Raw genomic sequence first — 19,199 nt, forward strand, 5'->3', positions numbered from 1 at the left:
AATTTTGCCTTTTTTGCTAGATTTTCACGTCCTTCCTAAGCAAGAACTATGTAGACGCACTCCCCCTTTAAAAGAACAAATGACTATCAGGTTGAATGTTAATTTCCATTGGCACAGCTTGCGGTTCGGCAGAAAGGGCAAAGAAAATCGCATTGGCAGCAGTTTCAGGACTGAGCATTTTTTTTCGGTCTACTTTTAGGCTGACATTATCCCAGAAAGGAGAATCTACCCCACCAAAGTAGAATAGCGTGAACTTGATACCAAAACGCTTGAGTTCTTCTGCCATGCACTTGCTAAAACCGACAACACCAAACTTAGAAGCAGAATAAGCTGCTGCCATCCCCATCGAATGCTTGCCCAGAACTCCTACCACATTACAGATGTGACCAGACTTGCGCTTTTGCATCTCTTCAGCAGCCGCCTGGGTGGTATAAAAACTGCCTTTTAAATTGACATCTAGCATCTTATCTAAATCAGCAGGTTCAAGACTGTTATAAGGCTTCAGTATACCGACACCGGCTGCATTCACCAAAATATCGATTTGACCAAATGTTGCCATGGTTTTTTCTATCAAAATATCTACTTGTTGAGGGTCAGTAATATCGGTGGGAACGGTTAAAACTTCTCCTGGTAAATCAGTAGCCAGTGTTGTTAAACGAGTTGCATCTCTTGCAGCCAATACCAACCGGACTCCGGTAGGCGCAAGTTTATATGTTAAAGCTGAACCAATACCACCAGTAGCACCGACAATAACGACAACTTTATCCTGCATTGCAATATTTATATTTCTTCACATCTTTGTTACATAATACTGAATTACAGGCTCAAGTTGTACGTAAACATCCAAAAAGCATCTACTCGCGCAATAGTGCTGTTACCTCGTATTCCTTGCCACTCGCTTTTAATGTAAACGTGGGAGACGATTTTAGATATTTAAGAAAACTATAACCTAAGTTTAATTCTTGAATAATTGAATTGGCTGATTCTCCGGTGATTTTCCGTATCTCTGTACCTAATTGGGACACAGATAATTTAGTTTTAGGAGACTTGGCTTGTAGGTCTTGAATAATTTTTAATAGTAAGTTATCTAACGTTTTTCCATTAGAAACTTGTGTAAAAGTTTCCTTTTTTACTTCTTGACTAGATTCTATAAAAGAGTTATCTAAGACAGTGATAAATTTCTCTTCTTCTAGTTGATTGGAATTATCTTGAATACTAATATTGCATTTTTCTTGAAATGAAGTTGCAACATCCACCAAACTGTCTAATTTAGCATTGATTGATTCCTGTTCATTTTTTATTAAATATTGAATTTTCTCAGCCATTTTTACTTTTTCAAAGGATGGAACTTCTGTTGTCATTGCTAAGGAATAATCAGTTAGTTTACCAGTATTTCGATTTTCTATATGCAAATTTTGCCCTTGTCTACGTACCCAATAGACAATCAATCCCTGGTTTTGGAGTTCGTTACAGAGGTGAATTAAAATTCCATCGCTAGAACAGACTAATATTTCTTTAACTGTTGGATAACAGCGTAAGACACTAGCACCGAATGCAATCATTTTTGCATCAGCACTATTTTTACCTTCAGGCACATGGACAAGTTGATAGCCACGGCTATATAGTTCAATATCTTGCTTGCCAATACTGGGATTTTTCCAGTTAGCAAATGCAATTTTAACTTGAAGAGGAAATTCACAAATCCTGGCTAAAAATAATTCTGAATTAATATCTAATTTTAAGTTTTCTGCATCCAAAAGTAGAAGAGAGATTCCTGTTTCTAACTTATGTCTAATTTCATTTTCTTGCTGAATCTTTAAGAGCAATTGGCTGAACACAGCAGATTCTAAGGAATCAGGCGATAATATAGTTTGCAGCAGTTCTTCAGCTAATATAAAATTAAAAGAGCTGAGACCTTTCTCTGTGACTTTTTCTTCTGGCAAGTTTTTTCCTAAAGAAAGTTCTGCCGCATCACTCATAGATACTTTAGTATATTCATTGCTGTTAGCAAGCAAGTCTATTTCCAAGGAACAAGGTAACGCAGACTCAAGGAATTGTTTGCCACAATTTTTGCATAGGTAATTCTGTTGGTCATTGCTACGACCATTTCTATAATATGAAGTAGATTCACACAGAGGACATTTCATCTTATGATTCAGGAGGTCTAGGCAGATCCTTATCCTTAAGTATATCGTATAAAAAGAGACTGTCAATCTCAGTCCGCATCGCCTTAACATCTGAATAGTTAGATTTTAAGAAAAGCTTCAACTGACGCGGGCAAAAACATAGTCGCGAGTGCGAGAATCCACGGGGTTAGTAAATATCTTATTTGTAGTACCAAATTCAACCATTTGAGTAATCCGATTTTCATTACTGCAAAAGAAAGCCGTAAAATCAGATAAGCGAGTAACTTGCTGCATATTGTGAGTAACAATCACAATTGTTAACTCAGAGCGCAAATTATGAATCAAATGTTCAATTTTCATGCTACCAGCAGGATCGAGACCTGAACAAGGTTCATCCATCAACAGAACGTTCGGTTTAACTGCTAAAGCACGAGCAATACATAATCTTTGTTGTTGACCACCAGAAAGTTCTAAAGCAGACTTGTGCAGCTTATTTTTAACTTCATCCCAAAGTTCGGCAGCTTTGATGGCAGATTCAACAATTCCATCTAATTCTACTTTCGGATGCCATCCAACTAACTTCACCCCATAAGCAACATTATCATAAACGCTCATAGGAAAAAGATTTGGCTTGGGAAAAACCATACTAATTTGGCGACGTAAACGATTGATGTTCACACGACGCTCATAAATGCTCTGTCCAAAAAATTCTACTCTTCCTTCAACTTTCACCTCTCCTTCTAATTCACTCATCCGATTTAACGATTTAATAAAAGTAGACTTGCCACAACCACTAGAACCAATAATTGCCGTGATCTGGTTTTGATAAATATCCATTGACACGCTTTCAACTATCTTTTGAGTGTCGTAAGAGAAGCTGAAGTTTTTGACTCTGATGGCTGGAATTAGTTTACTCATATTCCCAAAACGTGTGAAACAAAACTCGATCCGGTAAAACAGTACAATTTAGCAATGCTGTTTCACTATGTTACTCCCAAAGGGAGATATTCATGGAAATTACGTAGCTATATAGTAGTTGTACAGCAGATAAACTGTTAGTAGATATTCATATCAAAGGTTGTGTTCCAAAATATATCTTTTATGTGCTTTTTATACCTATCTTTCGCACCTTGACATACATACCATCCTTTTTTCTTAAAAATGATTTGGGCTAGTTCGATTTAAAATAATTATGTAAAAGTCAAAATATCAAAATTATATACCCTTCATGGATAGTGAGGAGTTAGTTTTTTTATAAAGATAAATCACTAGCTTTTTTAAACTACACTTTATGAGTATCCTTTAGCACCAAAGAGTTAGACAAAAATCAATCAGTCATCTTAGAATGTACCTTAACCAAAACGCCCTGAAATGTAGTCTTGGGTTCGAGGGTCTAATGGGTTGTTAAAGATTTGCTCTGTAGCGCCAAATTCAACCATTTGACCAATCCGACTTTCATCGGTGCTAAAGAAAGCCGTAAAATCAGAAACACGAGCGGCTTGCTGCATATTGTGAGTAACGATCGCGATCGTCAACTCAGACTGTAAACTGTGGAGTAGTTCCTCAACTTTCATGGTGGCGATGGGGTCAAGAGCAGAGCAAGGCTCATCCATCAGGAGAACCTTCGGCTTGACTGCTAAAGCACGGGCAATACATAATCTTTGTTGCTGACCACCAGAAAGCCCTAAAGCTGATTTATCGAGCTTATCTTTCACTTCATCCCAAAGAGCAGCACTGTGAAGTGCAGATTCAACAATTTCATCTAATTCAAATTTGGAATATCTACCTACGATTCTCATTCCGTAGGCAACGTTCTCGTAAATGCTTATTGGGAAAGGATTCGGTTTTTGAAACACCATACCAATTTGGCGGCGTAATCGATTGATGTTGACACGAGGAGCATAAATATTTTGACCAAAAAATTCTACATCTCCTTCAACTTTCACGGGACCTTCTAATTCGCTAATGCGATTAAGAATTTTGATGAAGGTAGATTTGCCACAACCACTAGGGCCAATAATTGCGGTTACTTGATTCTGATAAATATCTATTGACACCTTTTCAATTGCTTTGGTTGTACCATAGTAAAAGCTGATATTTTTAACTTTAATAGCTGGAATTAGATTACTCATATTTGCTCAATGTACAAAAGGAAAATTTATCAAAATAGAATTTAGTAGTCAGGACCCAGAATGAATATTATATAATTTAAGACTAAATATCATATTTGATATTTTAACAAACATGATACTTAGTAGTTTCAAATTAGGAGATAATTAAAAACAAACATTAATTAATTTTGACTTATGAAGTTTGTATTGTTCTCATTTTATTCTTCTGTGCCTAATAACTAAGCGAGAAATAATACTGACACATAAAATTAAGCCGATTAGAACTATAGAAGTAGTCCACACCAATTGACTTTTTTGTGGGTCGGGGTCGTTGTAGAGGTTAAAAATCAATACTGGTAAAGAAGCTGTTGGACTTAATAATCCTTCTGACCAATCTAGACTAAATAAAGCAGTAAAAATTAAGGGTGCTGTTTCACCAGCAGCACGAGCTACAGCTAATAAAATTCCTGTAGTAATTCCGGGAATTGCAGTAGTTAAAACAATGCGAAAAGTAGTTTGGAAGCGAGTTCCGCCTAAAGCAGCAGAGGCAAGGCGTTGAGATGTGGGAATCAGTTTTAAGGATTCTTCTGTTGTTAGTATAATTACAGGTAGCATAATTACGGCTAAAGCAAAACCACCTGCGATCGCACTAAATCCTTTAGTAAGCAAAACTATTACACCATAAGCGAATACGCCTACAACAATGGAAGGCACACCTGTAAGGATGCTGGCAATAAAACGAACAATACTAGTGATTGAGTTGGTTTGACCAAATTCCGCCAAGAAAATTCCTGTCATTATCCCTGTAGGAATGCTAAAAATAGTACCAATTATCACCATGATTATGGTTCCCAGAATGGCATTACCAAAGCCGTTGTCAATCACTGCTTTGATAAATATATCTGATTTGAGTCCAGATATTCCCCGAACGAAAATTTCCCACAAAATTGATAATAAAGGAATGAGTGCTAGACCTGTAAAACCAAAAGCGAGCGCATTCATCGCATAAGTAAACATTACTCGTTCTGTTGGCAGAGGACTGCATAATTCTCTCGCCAGAGATTCATCAGTTTCTGACTGGATATAACCACTCATATTTTTACAAATTTTGATTGATAAATATCTTGTATGCTGAGGTATTTGTAATAATTTAAAAGTGAGATGAGATTATCTATTTTTCCTACCAACCCACTTCACCAAGAGTACAGCTCCAATATTTACAGCTAGAGTCAACCCAAATAAAATCAATGCCAAATAGCTTAAAGCACCGATATGCAATCCCGATTCAGCTTCAGCAAATTCATTAGCTAATACAGAGGGAATTGTATAAGCTGGATCGAGTAAAGAAGCACTAATTTGAGCAGAGTTACCAATCACCATAGTGACCGCCATTGTTTCACCCAAAGCGCGTCCTAAAGCAAGCATGGCTGCACTCACTATTCCAGAAAACCCAGATGGTAGTAGGACTCGAAAAATTGTTTCCCAACGAGTACCACCCAAAGCCATAGATGCACTACGTAATTCTTTAGGAATAGCCATTAAGACATCACGACTAATTGCTGCCATTGTGGGCAAAATCATGATGGCGAGAATAACTCCAGCAGTCAACATATTAGTCCCAGAAGGATCTTCTGTATTAAATAGTGGTATCCATTTGAAATTGTTGGCTAGCCACTTTTGTAAAGGTTCTAGAACTGGAATAAAGACAAAAATTGCCCATAAACCAATAATTACACTAGGAATTGCTGCAATTAATTCAACAACAAATGCTAGGATGGTTCGCAGTGATGTAGGTAAGAAATTTTCACTAGTGACTAAGGCTACTGCCATTCCTACTGGAACAGCAAATAAAATAGCGATCGCACTACTTACCAAAGTTCCATAAATATAAGATAATGCTCCAAAAATCTGATTACCTGTATCCCAATTTTGACCCCACAAAAACCCCACACCAAACTGCTTGATGGCTGGTAGAGCTTCGTGTAAAATTACCCAACTCATCAAAAATAAAACTGCAACAGTAATAACCGCAAAAAAGTATACTAGCCGTGTAAAACCTTGGTCAAACCAGAAATTCGTGCCACTTATTTCAGTTAGATTGAAACTTTCATTATCTAGATTTGAATCATCTGATAAATTTGCCATTATAAACCAAAAAAATAAATTTTTTCTGACTACTAGAGCAAGTTATTAACTCACTCTAGTAGGAAAGAAAATTAGTAAGATTATCACTCTACTTCCTTTCTTAAGAGAAAATCTTAAAAGCCACTTTTTTAAGGGCGGTGGGGAATCTCTTCTACGTAAGTCTTAAAAATGATAAATTAAGGTTTGACAGAGCTGTTCACTGTTTGAAGCACCCGATTTGTCACATCAGATGGAATTTTGGTGTAGTTGAGGTCATCGTTATATTGTTGACCCTCTTTCAATACCCAATTAATCCATTTCTTAATTGCATCAGCTTTAGCAGCATTAGCATACTGTTTGTAAACCATTATCCAAGTAAGGCCGACAATGGGATAACCTTGTCCAGGATCTCCTACAAAAACGCGGTAGTTATCTGGAAAAGTGACAGTTGACAAAGCTGCATTTGCAGATTCTAAAGAAGGAGCAACAAATTCTCCTCTCTTATTTTGTACCAATGCTGATTTGAGATTATTTTTGACCGCGTAGGCATATTCAACATAACCAATAGAACCAGGAGTACGAGCTACTATAGCAGCTACGCCTGGATTCCCTTTGCCTTTGAGGACATTTGGCAAATTCCATTTTGGAGCGGTGTTAGCTCCAACTCTACCTTTAAAATAACCGCTAATAGCACTCAAGTGATTAGTGAAAATGAAAGTTGTACCGCTACCATCAGCGCGAACAGCAAATTTAATTGTTTGATTTGGGAGATTAGCACCTGGATTATCAGCTTTAATTTTCGCATCATTCCATTTAGTGATTTGACCTGAATAAATTGCTGGTAGTGTAGCGCGGGACAATTTCAGATCGTTAACGCCCGGAAGATTGTAAACAACAGAAACAGCACCGCCTGCTGTGGGTACTAAGATTGCACCATTCTTGACTTTAGCGATTTCATCATCTTTCATTGCAGCATCACTACCACCAAAGTCAACGGTTCCAGCGATAACTTGACGAATACCGCCGCCACTACCAATTGCTTGATAGTTAATTTTCAAGTCTGGATATTTCTTCTTAACTTCACGAGCATACCGTTCGTAAAGCGGAGCCGGAAAAGTTGCTCCTGCACCATTGAGAGTTTCAGCTTGTGAGATCGCACCAAAACATGGACTAAGTGCAACAGAAGTTGTCACCAATGAAGTAGCAACGACACGATTCAAGATGGTGGTCGAAAAAATCATATTACCTCTGATTAAAGGAATCTCTTGCTGCTGTAATTACAGCCTTAATCAAGTTACATTTTTTATGGTTAAACTTTATTTAACAATTGAGAAAATAATAATTAAGATGCGCTTAAATCTTGATTTTAAATATTTTTGGCTTATTGATATTTGATTGACGAGATTAGTTTCATAAGGGAGCATCCACTTTTGGCAGAAATACTCAAATAGCTAATAAACCATTGAGATAAGCACAACGAACCGAGAAGATGTGATTGACACTTTCAACATTCCACTGTGCACCAGAAATTTTAATCCTGGCACCAATTTGTTTAATAGCAGATTCAACTGCTCCAGAACCAATAGAACACAGTTGTTCAGCTTGGTAATAGCTGTAGTTGACAATACGAGAGTCATATTTGAGGAGATAAGCGATGAAGTTCTTACACATAATCAACATCCCCAGCCGCAATGGCACCTGCTAACACTACAGCATTGGAGTCAACACTTTTAATTTTGCTATAGGATGCTTTGACTAAGTTCGTATATTGCCATGCACCCTGAAGATTGATAAACTCCAATTGTGAGTCGTTGACTGCCAGGGGGCGAGAGCCAAGTGGTTTCCAATTTTTTTTAAGATTTGGCTCGTTCCATATTTCCCAAGCGTAAACTCGACCACGATAACGCTGCACAAGTTTAGCGATCGCGTTCGTATAGTCAGTGTATTTGGTCGGTGAGTATAACAAGTAATCAGTGTAATTTGGATCGGTGCATCATTCTTTATTGAGTGCAGATGAAGCCCAACAAGGTGTCTGTCCCAATTCAATAATCAGCTTTACTCCTGCTTTTTCGGCAGCAGACACTTCTGCGTCTAGTTAATCCCAAAACCATTGTGGAGTTACTCCTTGTTGCCCTTCCATTAAATGCCAAGTTACAGGCAAACGAACAACCTTTGCTCCTATTTGCTGCACCAAACTAACTCGCTCTGGTAAATTACGTGCTGCCTGCTTGGCAATATTAAACTCATTCACTCCATATAGTTTGCTACTACTTTGTTGAGCATCAGTAGGTTTAAATAATGGGATCTGCGACACAAAAAATATAAGCTGTACAACAATAACTAGGATGAAAGTCGATATGAATTTTCGCATGAGAATTTCTAATCATCCCATTGGGAGCTTAACTGATACCATTTCTGTATGAAGATGCGCTAAATTATCAAAAAGGCGCATTTGGTACAAGTGTGATGGGGCTGAGATTGCAAATTGAGATTAAAGAGAGCCAAGAAGAATTGGAAAAAGCTGTTAAATATGCTACACAGGCAAGCAGCAAAGAAAGATTACAAATGCTCTACTGGCTAAAAACTGGTCAAGTCACAAGCAGGCGATCGCTTGCAGAACGTTTAGGACGTAATCAAGGCACAATCACTCGTTGGTTGAAAAAATATAAAGACAGGGGATACAAAGGCTTATTAGAGGTGAAACACGCACCAGGTAAAGAACCGATGGTCAGTGGAGAAAACTTAGAACGTTTAAAACAAAGATTGTCTCAACCACAAGGATTTCACAGCTATAGTCAGATTCAACAATGGTTAATCACTGAATTAGGACTCAATATTGCTTATAAAACGGTATACCAGCTAGTTCGCTACCAAATTGGTGCCAAGCTAAAAGTTCCGCGCCCTTTAAGTCGCAAGCAACATCCACAGAGCCAGCCCCACTTTAAAAAAAACTCCCTCTAGCGCTGAAATTTTTACAATATGAATTTGGAGAAGGTAAGCGGCTCAGATATATGTGTCAAGACGAAACTCGCCTGGGATTAAAGACGATTGCAGGGCGTTTAATTACTGCTCCAGGCATAAAACCTGTGGGTTCAAGCCAATGGCAACGGGATAATTTTTACTTGTATGGTGTTGTAGAACCTTTAAGTGGGTATAGTTTTTTCTACGAATTTTCCCACCTTGATGGTGATTGTTTTCAAAAATTTTTAGAGTTGCTGTCTGCGGATCTAGGTGAGGACGTTGCAGTTATTCAGTTTGACCAAGGTTCGTTCCACACTACTAAAACCCTTGATTGTCCAGAAAATATTATCCCCATTTTTCAACCACCACACTCTCCAGAACTCAATCCAATTGAAAGGTTTTGGGAGTTCCTCAAAAGCAAACTTCAATGGGAAAATTGCAAAACGCAAACCCCAACTACGTCAAAAGTTAGCTTCTGTTCTAGAAACAATTACATCAGAACAGATTGCTTGCCTTACTTATTACGACTTTATTCTCGAAGCTTTATTTAGCGCAGCTTCATAAAGAATTGGTATGAGTACTATAATTTTAATGCTGAGGATGTCAAAACTGTACTACGTAACCCGCAATGACCAATTGCTTTGAGTAAATAATTGATGATAGCATAGATGCTAATTATTTCATTTATCATATTCCCCTCCGTTTTTTACACCTGGAGGGGATTTTATTACATCAAGCGATCGCCTCAATCAATAACTAGCAACTTGGGTTAATAGCTTAGTCATTTAGTTTTAAATTATATATTTAATAAGCTAAGTAGTAGCTTAAATAATAATTAGTAGTCAGTTTTCAGAGGTTGGAAACTACTGACTACTAACTACTAACTAATGACTTAAAAATCTAAAATCGGCCAGTCTGGTTCACGATAATAGTGTGTCATGTTGTCAAATTTTCGCAATTCGACACGACCGATCGAGAATTCTGGTAAATTAAACAGCCATTGTTCGTTCAATTGAGAAAGCTTTGTGCTGAAACTTGTACGGTCTAAGTCAGATGAAACCTCCCCGAAATAGGCTAATGTAATATGGGCTGTGAAATGATAATGCTGCTCAATACCCAAAGCAATTAACTTGGGATTTTGATAAATTGTTCGGCGAAATTTAATAATTTCCTCATAGCAGCGTTCATCTTGGGGTACTAAACAAACGGCTATAGCTCTTGGCATCAGTATCAGCCCCAACATTTGCCATTTAATCGGATAACTCCTATTTGTCATCAATTGTTGATATTGCTGAAATATTTCAGCTAAACGAGAGTGTAATTCCTCGTCAAATTTGGGATTTTTTTCGTATGCGTCAAGGTAAGCACTGTCCCAAATTAAATCCGCTAAAGTCAGATGAAAGCTAGCAGGAGGTAGAGGTACAATCAAATCACGGTTTACAGGCAACTGTAAAAGTTCCTGTTGGTAAGTCTGTAATTTGGCATAGAAAGCAGAGTTGTCTGATTCTTCTCCTGCTGGCGGGGTAATTAGCGTATAGCCAGGAAAGGACGCTGCTTGTCTCAAGCCAGAATGTTGCTGAAATTTAGAAGATTCCTGAATATGCTGGGCTTGGGATCTGTAGGCTTCTGGCAGCGTCAGTCGTGCTAACCGATTTAAGTAAGTTTGATAGTTGTCGTCCAATCTTTATAGCCTCACGCTCTCACTTGATAGATTTTAGGGAAAATTACCCCGATTAACAGAATGATTTCAAAAGTATTTAGTTTTTGGCCCTAGCTGTCTAATCAGTATATTTAAGCTTATCAATTAACGATTTTGCTAGGATTCAAGCTTTCAAATCTATCCTTATATACCGATAAGACAGTCAGGGGTTTTTGAGTGTGATGATTGAAGGATAAGGGAGTTAGGAGTTAAAAATTATAAGAATTCTTTCCCAATGCCCAATTGAGGTTTATCTATAGCAATCCGATTTAATTTCTGAATCACTCGTAGAGGTAAGGGGCTGGGGATTGGGGACTGGGGATTGGGGACTGGGGACTGGGGACTGGGAAGAAGGAATAAAGGTGTACTGAGTTTTGTTCAAAAATCAAATATGAGTCCTATATGCCAATTTATGTTTACTGGGGTGAGGATGATTTTGCTATAGAAAAGGCGATCGCCCTTTTGCGCGATCGCATCCTCGATCCCGATTGGATAAGTTTTAATTACACTGCATTCACCCCAGATCAAGCTGATGCTGCTATCCAGGGGTTAAATCAGGTGATGACACCCACTTTTGGCGGTGGTGGGCGCTTGGTATGGCTGATAAATACTACTCTGTGTCAGCACTGTCCAGAGAACGTCTTAGCGGAACTGGTGCGATCGCTACCTGTAATTCCCGAAAACTCATTTTTATTACTTACCAGCCGAAACAAGCCAGATGAACGCCTCAAATCCACGAAATTGTTAAAGCAATTTGCTACTGAATTCCGAGAATTTCCCCTCATTCCCCCTTGGAAAACAGAATTACTAGTGCAATCTGTGAATCAAGCAGCCCAGACTATGGGCGTGAAATTAACTGCCAATACTGCCCAGTTGTTGGCGGAATCCGTTGGAAATGATACACGATTACTCTACAATGAAATAGATAAATTGCGGTTATATGCCCAAGGTAGCAACAAGCCTTTAGACGTAGATACTGTTACAAAGTTAGTAAGAAATACTACTCAAAATAGCTTACAATTAGCAGCAGCAATCAGAACGGGAGATACAGCGAAAGCTTTGACAACCTTAGCAGATTTGATCGATGCTTCTGAGCCAGGATTACGGATAGTTGCCACACTGATTGGACAATTTCGCACCTGGCTATGGGTCAAGATTATGATAGAAAGTGGTGAGCGCAATCAACAAGCGATCGCTATTGCTGCTGATATCAGTAATCCCAAACGGATATACTTCCTCCAGCAAGAAATAAAACTGCTTTCTGTGCAACAGCTAATCTCTTGTTTACCTCTACTATTGGAGTTAGAAGTCAGCCTTAAGCAAGGAGCATCAGAAATGTCAACATTTCAGACTAAAGTCATCGAACTTTGTCAAGTCTGTCGAGGAAGTTGACAATCAAATATAAAAACTTGATGTATTGAGCAGTTGCTGGAACTTCCAACTCCGAAAATAATTCAAAGTCCTTATAATATCCCTGATGTAGTTTTGTGTCACATACTATATGAAGAAAATTTCTGATTTATTTTCCCAATCTAGCCGAAAGCGAATCCTTTGCCAATCATTTTTTTTCGGCGCGATCGCTACTGCAAGTGTGATTTCTAACGCTTTTTCATTGAATTCAAAAGTTTATAGTCAAACTCCACCACCAATAGCTAACAATACTCAAATCAACAGCTACGCTCAGGCCGTGCTAGCAATGGAACCAGCCCGTCAAAATGCCTTTGAAGAAATTAAAAAACTTATTGGCAATGGAGAAATTCCCAAAATTGTTTGTAACGATTCTAACAGCATAAATGGTCTTCCTAGAAAAGCTCAAGATATCGCAGTAAATTACTGTAATCGTTCTCAAAAAATTGTTCAAGATAATGGTTTGAGCATCGATCAGTTCAACAAAATTACTATAGAGTTACAAAATAACGATATCTTAAAACAGCAGGTTTATAACACCTTATTACGGCTACAAAAAAGTCCTGATTCTCCTTAGTTAAAGCTCGTATATGAATTTGAGAGGATTACGTTTAAAATAACTACCCCCGCATGAAAGCGAGGGCGAGTAAGGTTTTCCGTAATTCGTTATTTGTAATTCCGATTGCGTAAACGTTTTAGACATTTCATAAGGGTGGCTTATTTAAGCCGAACTGTACTAGTATTGCTTATCTACAAAAAACTGCAAGAATGTTTACAAATTAATTTTTATCGCGATCCGATCGTTCAATATATCAGATAGATTTGATTGTCGCTTGGTATGAATATTTTTCATGTGCTTCTTCACAGTGTTTATGGTGATGTAAAGCTTTATAGCAATTTCTTTGTAGCTATAGTTGCTTCGATAGAGAAACCAAATTTCAGCTTCTCGCGGCGTAAGGTCAAATTTTTTTACTTCAGTGAGGGCTACATTTTTCACTGACTCACATTGGTTTTCTATAGTCACTAATAAACAAGGCATTTCAAACCCGTCTAAATCTAGTAGTCTCACCCTAATCCGAAAAACATTTGACTTATCAAGGACAATTTCATCCGACAGAATCAAAAGTTTATCGGAAAATAAATACTGACTACTGAGTAACAATTCACAAGTACTCCAGATAGCTGAAGGCACAAAACTCTGGTTTAAATTGCCTTGATTAAATTGAGAACAAAGGCGATTAGCAGATGCATTCGTATGAACTATTTCACCAGTTTGGCTTAATATTAATATCCCGTCTTCTAAGCCTTCAATTACTTCTTGTAAAAAATTAACTCGCTTCGAGTTATGTAAGTCAATACTATCTGGCTGTTGCAGTTCTGCTACTGTTTTTGTTTTGGCGCTCATAGGAAGTATTTTAATGTATAAAATCATGCTAACTACAATTAGTAGATGTATGCTTTTCTACATAAATTTATTGAAATACTCAATCCATAATTCCATAATTTATGTAGCCTATTTGAATGAACTCAGGTTACATAATTTAAATACAACTCTTAAATTACCTATTTCGGAAGAGGCAAAATTTTTTATCTCTATGTAAATTAATTGTCTTAACTCAAGCTTATTGTTTTTGAGGGTAGCTACTGCGTTGCCTATTGAAGCAATTTTTACCTTAAGCAGCAAGAAAGTTCACAGTGTACCTCGCACCAATACAAAATAACGATCACTACCGAAATAAAAATATACTTTATACGTAGATATTTACCAACTACATTAAATTGCAAAAAAACTGCTTTTTGGTAATTGAGAAAACTTTGAATTTGATATAAATTTTGATATTGCGAAAAAGGATATTGCCCAATTCTTATCATGAACCAGTGCTGAGTGGTGGGAGTTGGGAGTTAGCAAGAATTCTTCCCAATCCCCAATCCCCCATTTTCTCTAAGTCCGCCCAACAAGGCTGGCAACCACTGTAGCCAACTCAGCTGCTTCAATAGGTTTGGGTAAATGTAGCTGATAACCTTCTTGTATAGCTCGCATCCGATCCTCTGTCCTAGCATAAGCTGTCAACGCGGCGGCGGGAATATTTCCCCCTAGTTCTGGTGGTTGCGATCGCAGTTTGCGGATTAAAGAATAACCATCCTCATCAGGTATACTGATGTCGCTGACTAAAACATCTGGTTTCCACTGTGCAATTACTTGTAATGCTTCTTGAACTGATGCTACTGCTTTAACTTCGGCTTGGCACTGTTCGAGGACTATGGTGATAAATTCACGGCTATCAATTTGGTCATCTACAACCACTACTCGCACGCCAAGAAGGGAGACAAAGAAAAGGGGGGAGGGATACACACGTACAGGAGGAAAAGGGGAAAGAGAGGTACTTTTTAGAAGTGGTAGTTTGACTGTAAACGTCGCTCCTTGCTCTTTACCCGGACTATTTACGTAGACAGTACCGCCGTGTAATTCTACTAAATGATGCACGATCGCTAATCCTAGTCCTAATCCACCATAGGTTCTAGTGCTAGAACTATCAGCTTGACGAAAACGAAAGACGTAAGGAATAAAATTAGGACTGATACCAATGCCTGTGTCAATCACCTGAATTTGGGCATATTTATCTGTTATCTGTTGTTTTTCTTCGCCATTTACCACAGACAAGTGCACCTCTACCCGTCCACCAGTTGGTGTAAATTTAATGGCATTGGATAGTAAATTCCAGATAATTTGCTGCAAACGCTCGAAATCACCAGAAACTAAGAATTGGGAATTTTCGCCAAGTTTGCTGTCCTCTGAATCTTGATTGCTTTGGAATTGTGCTTCAGGAAATTTTAGATTTTCCTGATTGATTCCTAATCTCCAATCTGAATTTGGTGTTTCTTTTGAGGAAATAACGGAAAATCTTAAATCGATTTCCTTAGATTGGGCGGCTAGACTAACAGTCTCTAAGCTCGACTCAATCATCGGAAGCAAATTACAAGTACCGACATTGAGGCGTAACTTGCCTCTAATCATCCGCGATATATCCAGCAGGTCTTCAATTAGCTGGCTTTGCGCCTTAGCATTGCGCTCAATTGTCTCCGTAGCTCTAGCCATTTGGCTTTCACTAAGCTTGGTTCGTTGCAGAAGTTGCGCCCAGCCCAGAATTGCATTGAGGGGCGATCGCAATTCGTGAGACAATATCCCTAGAAACTCATCCTTCATCCGGTTAGCCTCTTGCAATTGCTCAGTTTGTTTTTGCAAAGAAGCAATTAAACTAGCCCGTTCCATTGCGATCGCTATTTGGTCGCATACTGCTTGCATCATCCCCTTTTGATTTTCGGTGAAGCTTAACCGAGTCCGGCTACCCAAAGAAAGAGTACCCAACAACCTTCCTTGGGCAATCAAGGGATAACTAGAATAAGCAGTAATGCCTAAAGAACGAATCAATTCTGTTTTTGGGTCAGTTGATTGCTGTACATTCTCTAGAGCTATTGCACAACGCTCCTGGGCTACAGTACCATAAACCTCTTCACCAAACGCCAACGACTCTATTTCCTCTATCACTTCTGGGGAAATGCCACTGTAAGACTCTAGCCGCAATCCCTGGGAATTATCCTCAACCAAATAGTTAAAGTAAACATCTAAACCAATTTGGTTTTTTAGTTTTCGATAGACGCTATCGATTAGTACTACTGGTTCCTGACTTGAGAGTAAATCGCTAGCTGTATCGAATAGTAGCTTTAGCCTTTTGTAACCTAACGAGAGTGCTTTTTCTGCCTCTTTGAGGTTGCTAATCTCTTGAAATACCAAAATACAAGTTGCCGGATGACCGTGCATTGCTGGCAAGGTATCAGCAAATATCAGTAAAGAGCGCACACCTGCGGGAGTATGCCAGTCTACCTCCAACCCATTGAGACGTTCGCCCAGGGCAACCCGTACTCCTGGCATTTGTTCATTGGGAATGCGATCGCCTGCCGCATCTGTATAGTGGTAAACTGTGTGATAATCTTTTGCTGCTACACCTTTAGGAAATTCGCCCCCAGCTAATTCATTAGCAGAGCGATTGGCAAAAGTTACCCGCGCCGTTCCTGGTTCAATAAACAGCAAGGGTCTTGGCATTAGATTTAGCACATCCTCCAGCCATTTTTGCTGATTTATAAGTACTTCTTCTGCTTGTTTGCGCTCCGTAATATCTAAAAATGCACCAACGCTTCCTCTAGTTTTACCCTCTTCGTCAAATAGGGGTGCAACGGATTCCAGCAGGTTGACAACTCTTCCATTTTCATGGACTATATCAAGTTCGCAACCTAGAACTTCGATACCATGAGCAGCAGAGTATTGCATTGGGAGTTCTTCTGTTGAAAGTTCCCTTCCCTCTTTGTAGACTTTAAAGCATGTGGATTTTTGGTTGCTAAGAGCGCTGAGGGAGGCATTAGTATCTGACGATATCCCCAACTGCTTGGCAAAAGCAGGGTTCACCTTGATATTTTGGCATTGTGGATCTTCAGCAATGCCAATTCCAATGGGAATTACCTCCAACAAAGTTTGTAACTCAGTAATGCGGCGCTGTAGATCCTTATTTAGTTGTAAGATTTTTTCCTTGGCCTGCTTTTGCTCGCTGATATTGCGAGTCACAGTTGCTAAGGCAATTGGCTGACCTGTGTTGTTATCTGTAACAGTGAAGATATTGTAATCAACTGGTATTGGTTGACCTGTTTGGAGGTGTCGGAAACAGAATTCTCCCTGCCAGCGTCCTTGTAATAGCACATTTGGCAGTATGTATTCTTGAAAATAGGTTTTGTCTTTGGGCATGAAGTAATCTAATACTACTTTTTGCCTTACTTCGTCAATGCTAGCAAGCCCTACCAGCTTTTGACCTGCATCATTTATATAGAGTAATTGACCCTCAAGGGTAGCGATACCGATAAAGTCAGAACTATTTTCTACCAGCGATACTAATTTTTGTTGCTCTGCTTCTGCTTGCTTGCGTTCCCTTAAATCGAGGATAAACGCTACTGACTCTTCCCGGTTTTCTCCAAGCAGCACATAACCAACTAAAACTGGGATACGGCTACCATCCTTGCGAATATATTCTTTCTCGTAGGGTGTACAAGTAGCGTTAGTATTTCCTTGTGCTTCAGCGACACCTTGCAGATCCAAGTATAGATACTCTGGTGGTGTGATATTGCTCCAACTTAATCTACCCCCTGACAAATCCTCCTGCGTGTAACCAATCATCCTCAAGAATTCGTCGTTTGCCTGCTGGATACCGCCATACACATCGCCAAACAGAATACCAATGACGTTAGAATCTACAAAACTCGCCAGTTTATCCTGGTAGATTCTCAGTGCTTCCTGAGCAAGATCGCGTTGATGGCTGAGGCGTTCAATAACTGCCGCACTTTGCCAAATCAAAATAGTAAAAATTACAATCAGGACGATTGCAAACACCGATACTGCAAAAGCTGGATCGTATTGTCCTGCGCGTTGACCTTCAACAATTACCCACCCCAATATAAAAGGTACTGCGATCGCGGCAATTAATAAACGACGTGCAAGTAAACCACCATAAGTATCACTTGTAACTATCCTCATTAACCCCTGTTCTGACCGTGCCCATAGAATGCCCATACTTAGTAAGCTGAACAACACCGCCGTATGTAAAGCCATTGATGTTGTATAAGGGGCAAGTCCGTAGAGAACTTTCACTTTGTAGGCATAGCCCATGAGCGCCTGAAAGGAAATCAAAGTAGCGATCAGAGCGATAATCTGAGCATACCAATAACTACGGTGGTTTTTTGGATTAATCAGAATCTGTAGGGCGACACTAACCAGCATAAAGTTGACTGCTATGTTCACCCCCATTCGCCCCAGATGTGATGTCGCTATTGTAGTTGGCGAATCACTAAATACCAGTTCTTCAATGCCGAAATTCCAGCCAAATAAATATTGACAGAGTGTGAGTGTCGCAATTGTGGTAGTCGCTATTGCACAGAAATTAGAAATTAGCAGAGTAGGAAAGAGGAATATTTGGGGGTAATTTTGAACTGTTCTGTTCCCCTTTCTTGTTGCTTCCTGCTCCCTACCTCCTGTTTTTGAACATAGCCATAGTGATATACCACACAGCACAAAACATAGCGCTGTGTTGACTTTCATTGTGGCAGGACTCCCAGGAAAGCCGCGCTTAAGAACTTCAATGCCAAGACACCAGCCAACTAGTACCAAGCTGCCAACAAAAACAGCGATCGCACTTGCGACTTTTGCCACAAGTAAATTTGCAGGGATTTTTATATCTTGCAGCCGCAAGCGGTTAACGTTTAACATTTAGTGTTTTCTAACCGCATCTATCTAGCGTGGTAAACTTCCGTATTTCTTACGGTTTAATCATTTAGACCCTTTGTATTTTAGGCTACCCCTTGACTTCCTTTTCATCTATCCAGATGCATATTTTTTCTTGCATAATTTAGAGTAAGAAATAATCAGGGCTGAAAAAACCACCTTTATGAGTACTTCAAAATTGCAGAGGATATCGGCTCGCTCGACCCAGCGATCGCTCCATTACAAACATCCAGTGCGATTCTTTCTGCTGGTATATGAGCAAAAATGTGAATTTAAACTTGATAAGCTTGCCCAAGAATGGCGTGGTAGAAATTTTTTATAAATTTTAGAGTTACCTGGATTTATGATCACAAATATATCTAGTTTAAAACTGTTTTCTTGCTATAAATATTTGACTAATTTACCCACGATTAAATATATTTTATATATAAGATTATGCATATTCTCTT

General features: G+C 38.9%; 17 protein-coding genes and 1 pseudogene. 5 read left to right on the forward strand and 13 right to left on the reverse strand.

The window, feature by feature from the left end:
- Window positions 1-67 precede the first annotated feature (67 nt).
- The 10 genes and pseudogenes from V7K42_RS21160 to V7K42_RS21205 form a co-directional block, all read right to left on the reverse strand.
- A complete protein-coding gene (locus V7K42_RS21160; protein ID WP_334919303.1) occupies window positions 68-772 on the reverse strand; it encodes an SDR family oxidoreductase in 705 nt (234 codons plus the stop codon).
- A gap of 82 nt (window positions 773-854) precedes the next feature.
- Complete coding sequence (locus V7K42_RS21165) at window positions 855-2,147, reverse strand: IS1/IS1595 family N-terminal zinc-binding domain-containing protein (protein WP_442938611.1); 1,293 nt, start codon at window positions 2,145-2,147, stop codon at window positions 855-857.
- A 117-nt stretch (window positions 2,148-2,264) separates the two neighbouring features.
- Window positions 2,265-3,044 (reverse strand): phosphate ABC transporter ATP-binding protein, encoded by a 780-nt coding sequence (locus V7K42_RS21170; protein ID WP_334919305.1) that lies wholly within the window; start codon window positions 3,042-3,044, stop codon window positions 2,265-2,267.
- Window positions 3,045-3,478: 434 nt separating this feature from the next.
- Window positions 3,479-4,258, reverse strand: coding sequence for a phosphate ABC transporter ATP-binding protein PstB (pstB, locus tag V7K42_RS21175; RefSeq protein ID WP_334919306.1), 780 nt, complete (start codon window positions 4,256-4,258; stop codon window positions 3,479-3,481).
- 192 nt (window positions 4,259-4,450) lie between these two features.
- A complete protein-coding gene (pstA, locus tag V7K42_RS21180) occupies window positions 4,451-5,332 on the reverse strand; it encodes a phosphate ABC transporter permease PstA (protein WP_334919307.1) in 882 nt (293 codons plus the stop codon).
- A 72-nt stretch (window positions 5,333-5,404) separates the two neighbouring features.
- Window positions 5,405-6,382, reverse strand: a complete 978-nt coding sequence (pstC, locus tag V7K42_RS21185) for a phosphate ABC transporter permease subunit PstC (RefSeq protein WP_334919308.1) — start codon at window positions 6,380-6,382, stop codon at window positions 5,405-5,407.
- 176 nt (window positions 6,383-6,558) lie between these two features.
- The gene (gene pstS, locus V7K42_RS21190; RefSeq protein WP_334919309.1) at window positions 6,559-7,602 is read right to left on the reverse strand and encodes a phosphate ABC transporter substrate-binding protein PstS; all 1,044 of its coding nucleotides are present in this window, start codon (window positions 7,600-7,602) and stop codon (window positions 6,559-6,561) included.
- Window positions 7,603-7,804: 202 nt separating this feature from the next.
- Window positions 7,805-8,026: pseudogene (locus V7K42_RS21195) on the reverse strand (ISKra4 family transposase); the annotation flags it as partial.
- The gene (locus V7K42_RS21200; protein ID WP_334919310.1) at window positions 8,025-8,327 is read right to left on the reverse strand and encodes a hypothetical protein; all 303 of its coding nucleotides are present in this window, start codon (window positions 8,325-8,327) and stop codon (window positions 8,025-8,027) included. The pseudogene V7K42_RS21195 and the gene V7K42_RS21200, both read right to left, overlap by 2 nt.
- Window positions 8,328-8,456: 129 nt before the next feature.
- Complete coding sequence (locus V7K42_RS21205; RefSeq protein ID WP_334919311.1) at window positions 8,457-8,675, reverse strand: hypothetical protein; 219 nt, start codon at window positions 8,673-8,675, stop codon at window positions 8,457-8,459.
- 152 nt (window positions 8,676-8,827) lie between these two features.
- On the opposite strand from V7K42_RS21205, the gene V7K42_RS21210 reads away from it, so the two are divergent.
- Together V7K42_RS21210 and V7K42_RS21215 are read left to right on the forward strand one after the other, a co-directional pair.
- Window positions 8,828-9,322 carry a helix-turn-helix domain-containing protein gene (locus tag V7K42_RS21210; protein ID WP_334919312.1) on the forward strand — a complete coding sequence of 165 codons (495 nt, stop codon included), beginning with the start codon at window positions 8,828-8,830 and terminating at the stop codon, window positions 9,320-9,322.
- A 2-nt stretch (window positions 9,323-9,324) separates the two neighbouring features.
- Window positions 9,325-9,873 carry an IS630 family transposase gene (locus V7K42_RS21215; RefSeq protein ID WP_442938612.1) on the forward strand — a complete coding sequence of 183 codons (549 nt, stop codon included), beginning with the start codon at window positions 9,325-9,327 and terminating at the stop codon, window positions 9,871-9,873.
- Window positions 9,874-10,214: 341 nt separating this feature from the next.
- Here the strand turns inward: V7K42_RS21215 and V7K42_RS21220 are convergent, their stop codons facing one another.
- Entirely contained in the window at window positions 10,215-11,003 is a 789-nt protein-coding gene (locus tag V7K42_RS21220) for a DUF1868 domain-containing protein (RefSeq protein ID WP_334919314.1), read from the reverse strand.
- 420 nt (window positions 11,004-11,423) lie between these two features.
- Between V7K42_RS21220 and holA the strand changes: the two genes are divergently transcribed.
- Together holA and V7K42_RS21230 are read left to right on the forward strand one after the other, a co-directional pair.
- The gene (holA, locus tag V7K42_RS21225; protein ID WP_334919315.1) at window positions 11,424-12,413 is read left to right on the forward strand and encodes a DNA polymerase III subunit delta; all 990 of its coding nucleotides are present in this window, start codon (window positions 11,424-11,426) and stop codon (window positions 12,411-12,413) included.
- A gap of 109 nt (window positions 12,414-12,522) precedes the next feature.
- Entirely contained in the window at window positions 12,523-13,005 is a 483-nt protein-coding gene (locus V7K42_RS21230; RefSeq protein ID WP_334919316.1) for a DUF4168 domain-containing protein, read from the forward strand.
- A gap of 195 nt (window positions 13,006-13,200) precedes the next feature.
- On the opposite strand, the gene V7K42_RS21235 is transcribed toward V7K42_RS21230, so the two are convergent.
- Window positions 13,201-13,833: a helix-turn-helix transcriptional regulator gene (locus tag V7K42_RS21235; protein WP_334919317.1), complete on the reverse strand. Its 633-nt coding sequence runs from the start codon at window positions 13,831-13,833 to the stop codon at window positions 13,201-13,203.
- Window positions 13,834-14,370: 537 nt separating this feature from the next.
- Window positions 14,371-18,735 carry a PAS domain S-box protein gene (locus V7K42_RS21240; protein ID WP_334919318.1) on the reverse strand — a complete coding sequence of 1,455 codons (4,365 nt, stop codon included), beginning with the start codon at window positions 18,733-18,735 and terminating at the stop codon, window positions 14,371-14,373.
- A 178-nt stretch (window positions 18,736-18,913) separates the two neighbouring features.
- Between V7K42_RS21240 and V7K42_RS21245 the strand changes: the two genes are divergently transcribed.
- Entirely contained in the window at window positions 18,914-19,072 is a 159-nt protein-coding gene (locus V7K42_RS21245; RefSeq protein ID WP_334919319.1) for a hypothetical protein, read from the forward strand.
- Window positions 19,073-19,199: the final 127 nt, after the last annotated feature.

Source organism: Nostoc sp. (assembly GCF_036917455.1).
GTDB lineage: Bacteria > Cyanobacteriota > Cyanobacteriia > Cyanobacteriales > Nostocaceae > Nostoc.

Excerpts from the sequence above, each read along its gene's own strand:
- V7K42_RS21160 (WP_334919303.1), bottom strand. The coding sequence starts at position 772 with ATGCAGGATAAAGTTGTCGTTATTGTCGGTGCTACTGGTGGTATTGGT.
- V7K42_RS21165 (WP_442938611.1), bottom strand. The coding sequence starts at position 2,147 with ATGAAATGTCCTCTGTGTGAATCTACTTCATATTATAGAAATGGTCGT.
- V7K42_RS21170 (WP_334919305.1), bottom strand. The coding sequence starts at position 3,044 with ATGAGTAAACTAATTCCAGCCATCAGAGTCAAAAACTTCAGCTTCTCT.
- pstB (WP_334919306.1), bottom strand. The coding sequence starts at position 4,258 with ATGAGTAATCTAATTCCAGCTATTAAAGTTAAAAATATCAGCTTTTAC.
- pstA (WP_334919307.1), bottom strand. The coding sequence starts at position 5,332 with ATGAGTGGTTATATCCAGTCAGAAACTGATGAATCTCTGGCGAGAGAA.
- pstC (WP_334919308.1), bottom strand. The coding sequence starts at position 6,382 with ATGGCAAATTTATCAGATGATTCAAATCTAGATAATGAAAGTTTCAAT.
- pstS (WP_334919309.1), bottom strand. The coding sequence starts at position 7,602 with ATGATTTTTTCGACCACCATCTTGAATCGTGTCGTTGCTACTTCATTG.
- V7K42_RS21210 (WP_334919312.1), top strand. The coding sequence starts at position 8,828 with ATGGGGCTGAGATTGCAAATTGAGATTAAAGAGAGCCAAGAAGAATTG.
- holA (WP_334919315.1), top strand. The coding sequence starts at position 11,424 with ATGCCAATTTATGTTTACTGGGGTGAGGATGATTTTGCTATAGAAAAG.
- V7K42_RS21230 (WP_334919316.1), top strand. The coding sequence starts at position 12,523 with ATGAAGAAAATTTCTGATTTATTTTCCCAATCTAGCCGAAAGCGAATC.
- V7K42_RS21235 (WP_334919317.1), bottom strand. The coding sequence starts at position 13,833 with ATGAGCGCCAAAACAAAAACAGTAGCAGAACTGCAACAGCCAGATAGT.
- V7K42_RS21240 (WP_334919318.1), bottom strand. The coding sequence starts at position 18,735 with ATGTTAAACGTTAACCGCTTGCGGCTGCAAGATATAAAAATCCCTGCA.
- V7K42_RS21245 (WP_334919319.1), top strand. The coding sequence starts at position 18,914 with ATGAGTACTTCAAAATTGCAGAGGATATCGGCTCGCTCGACCCAGCGA.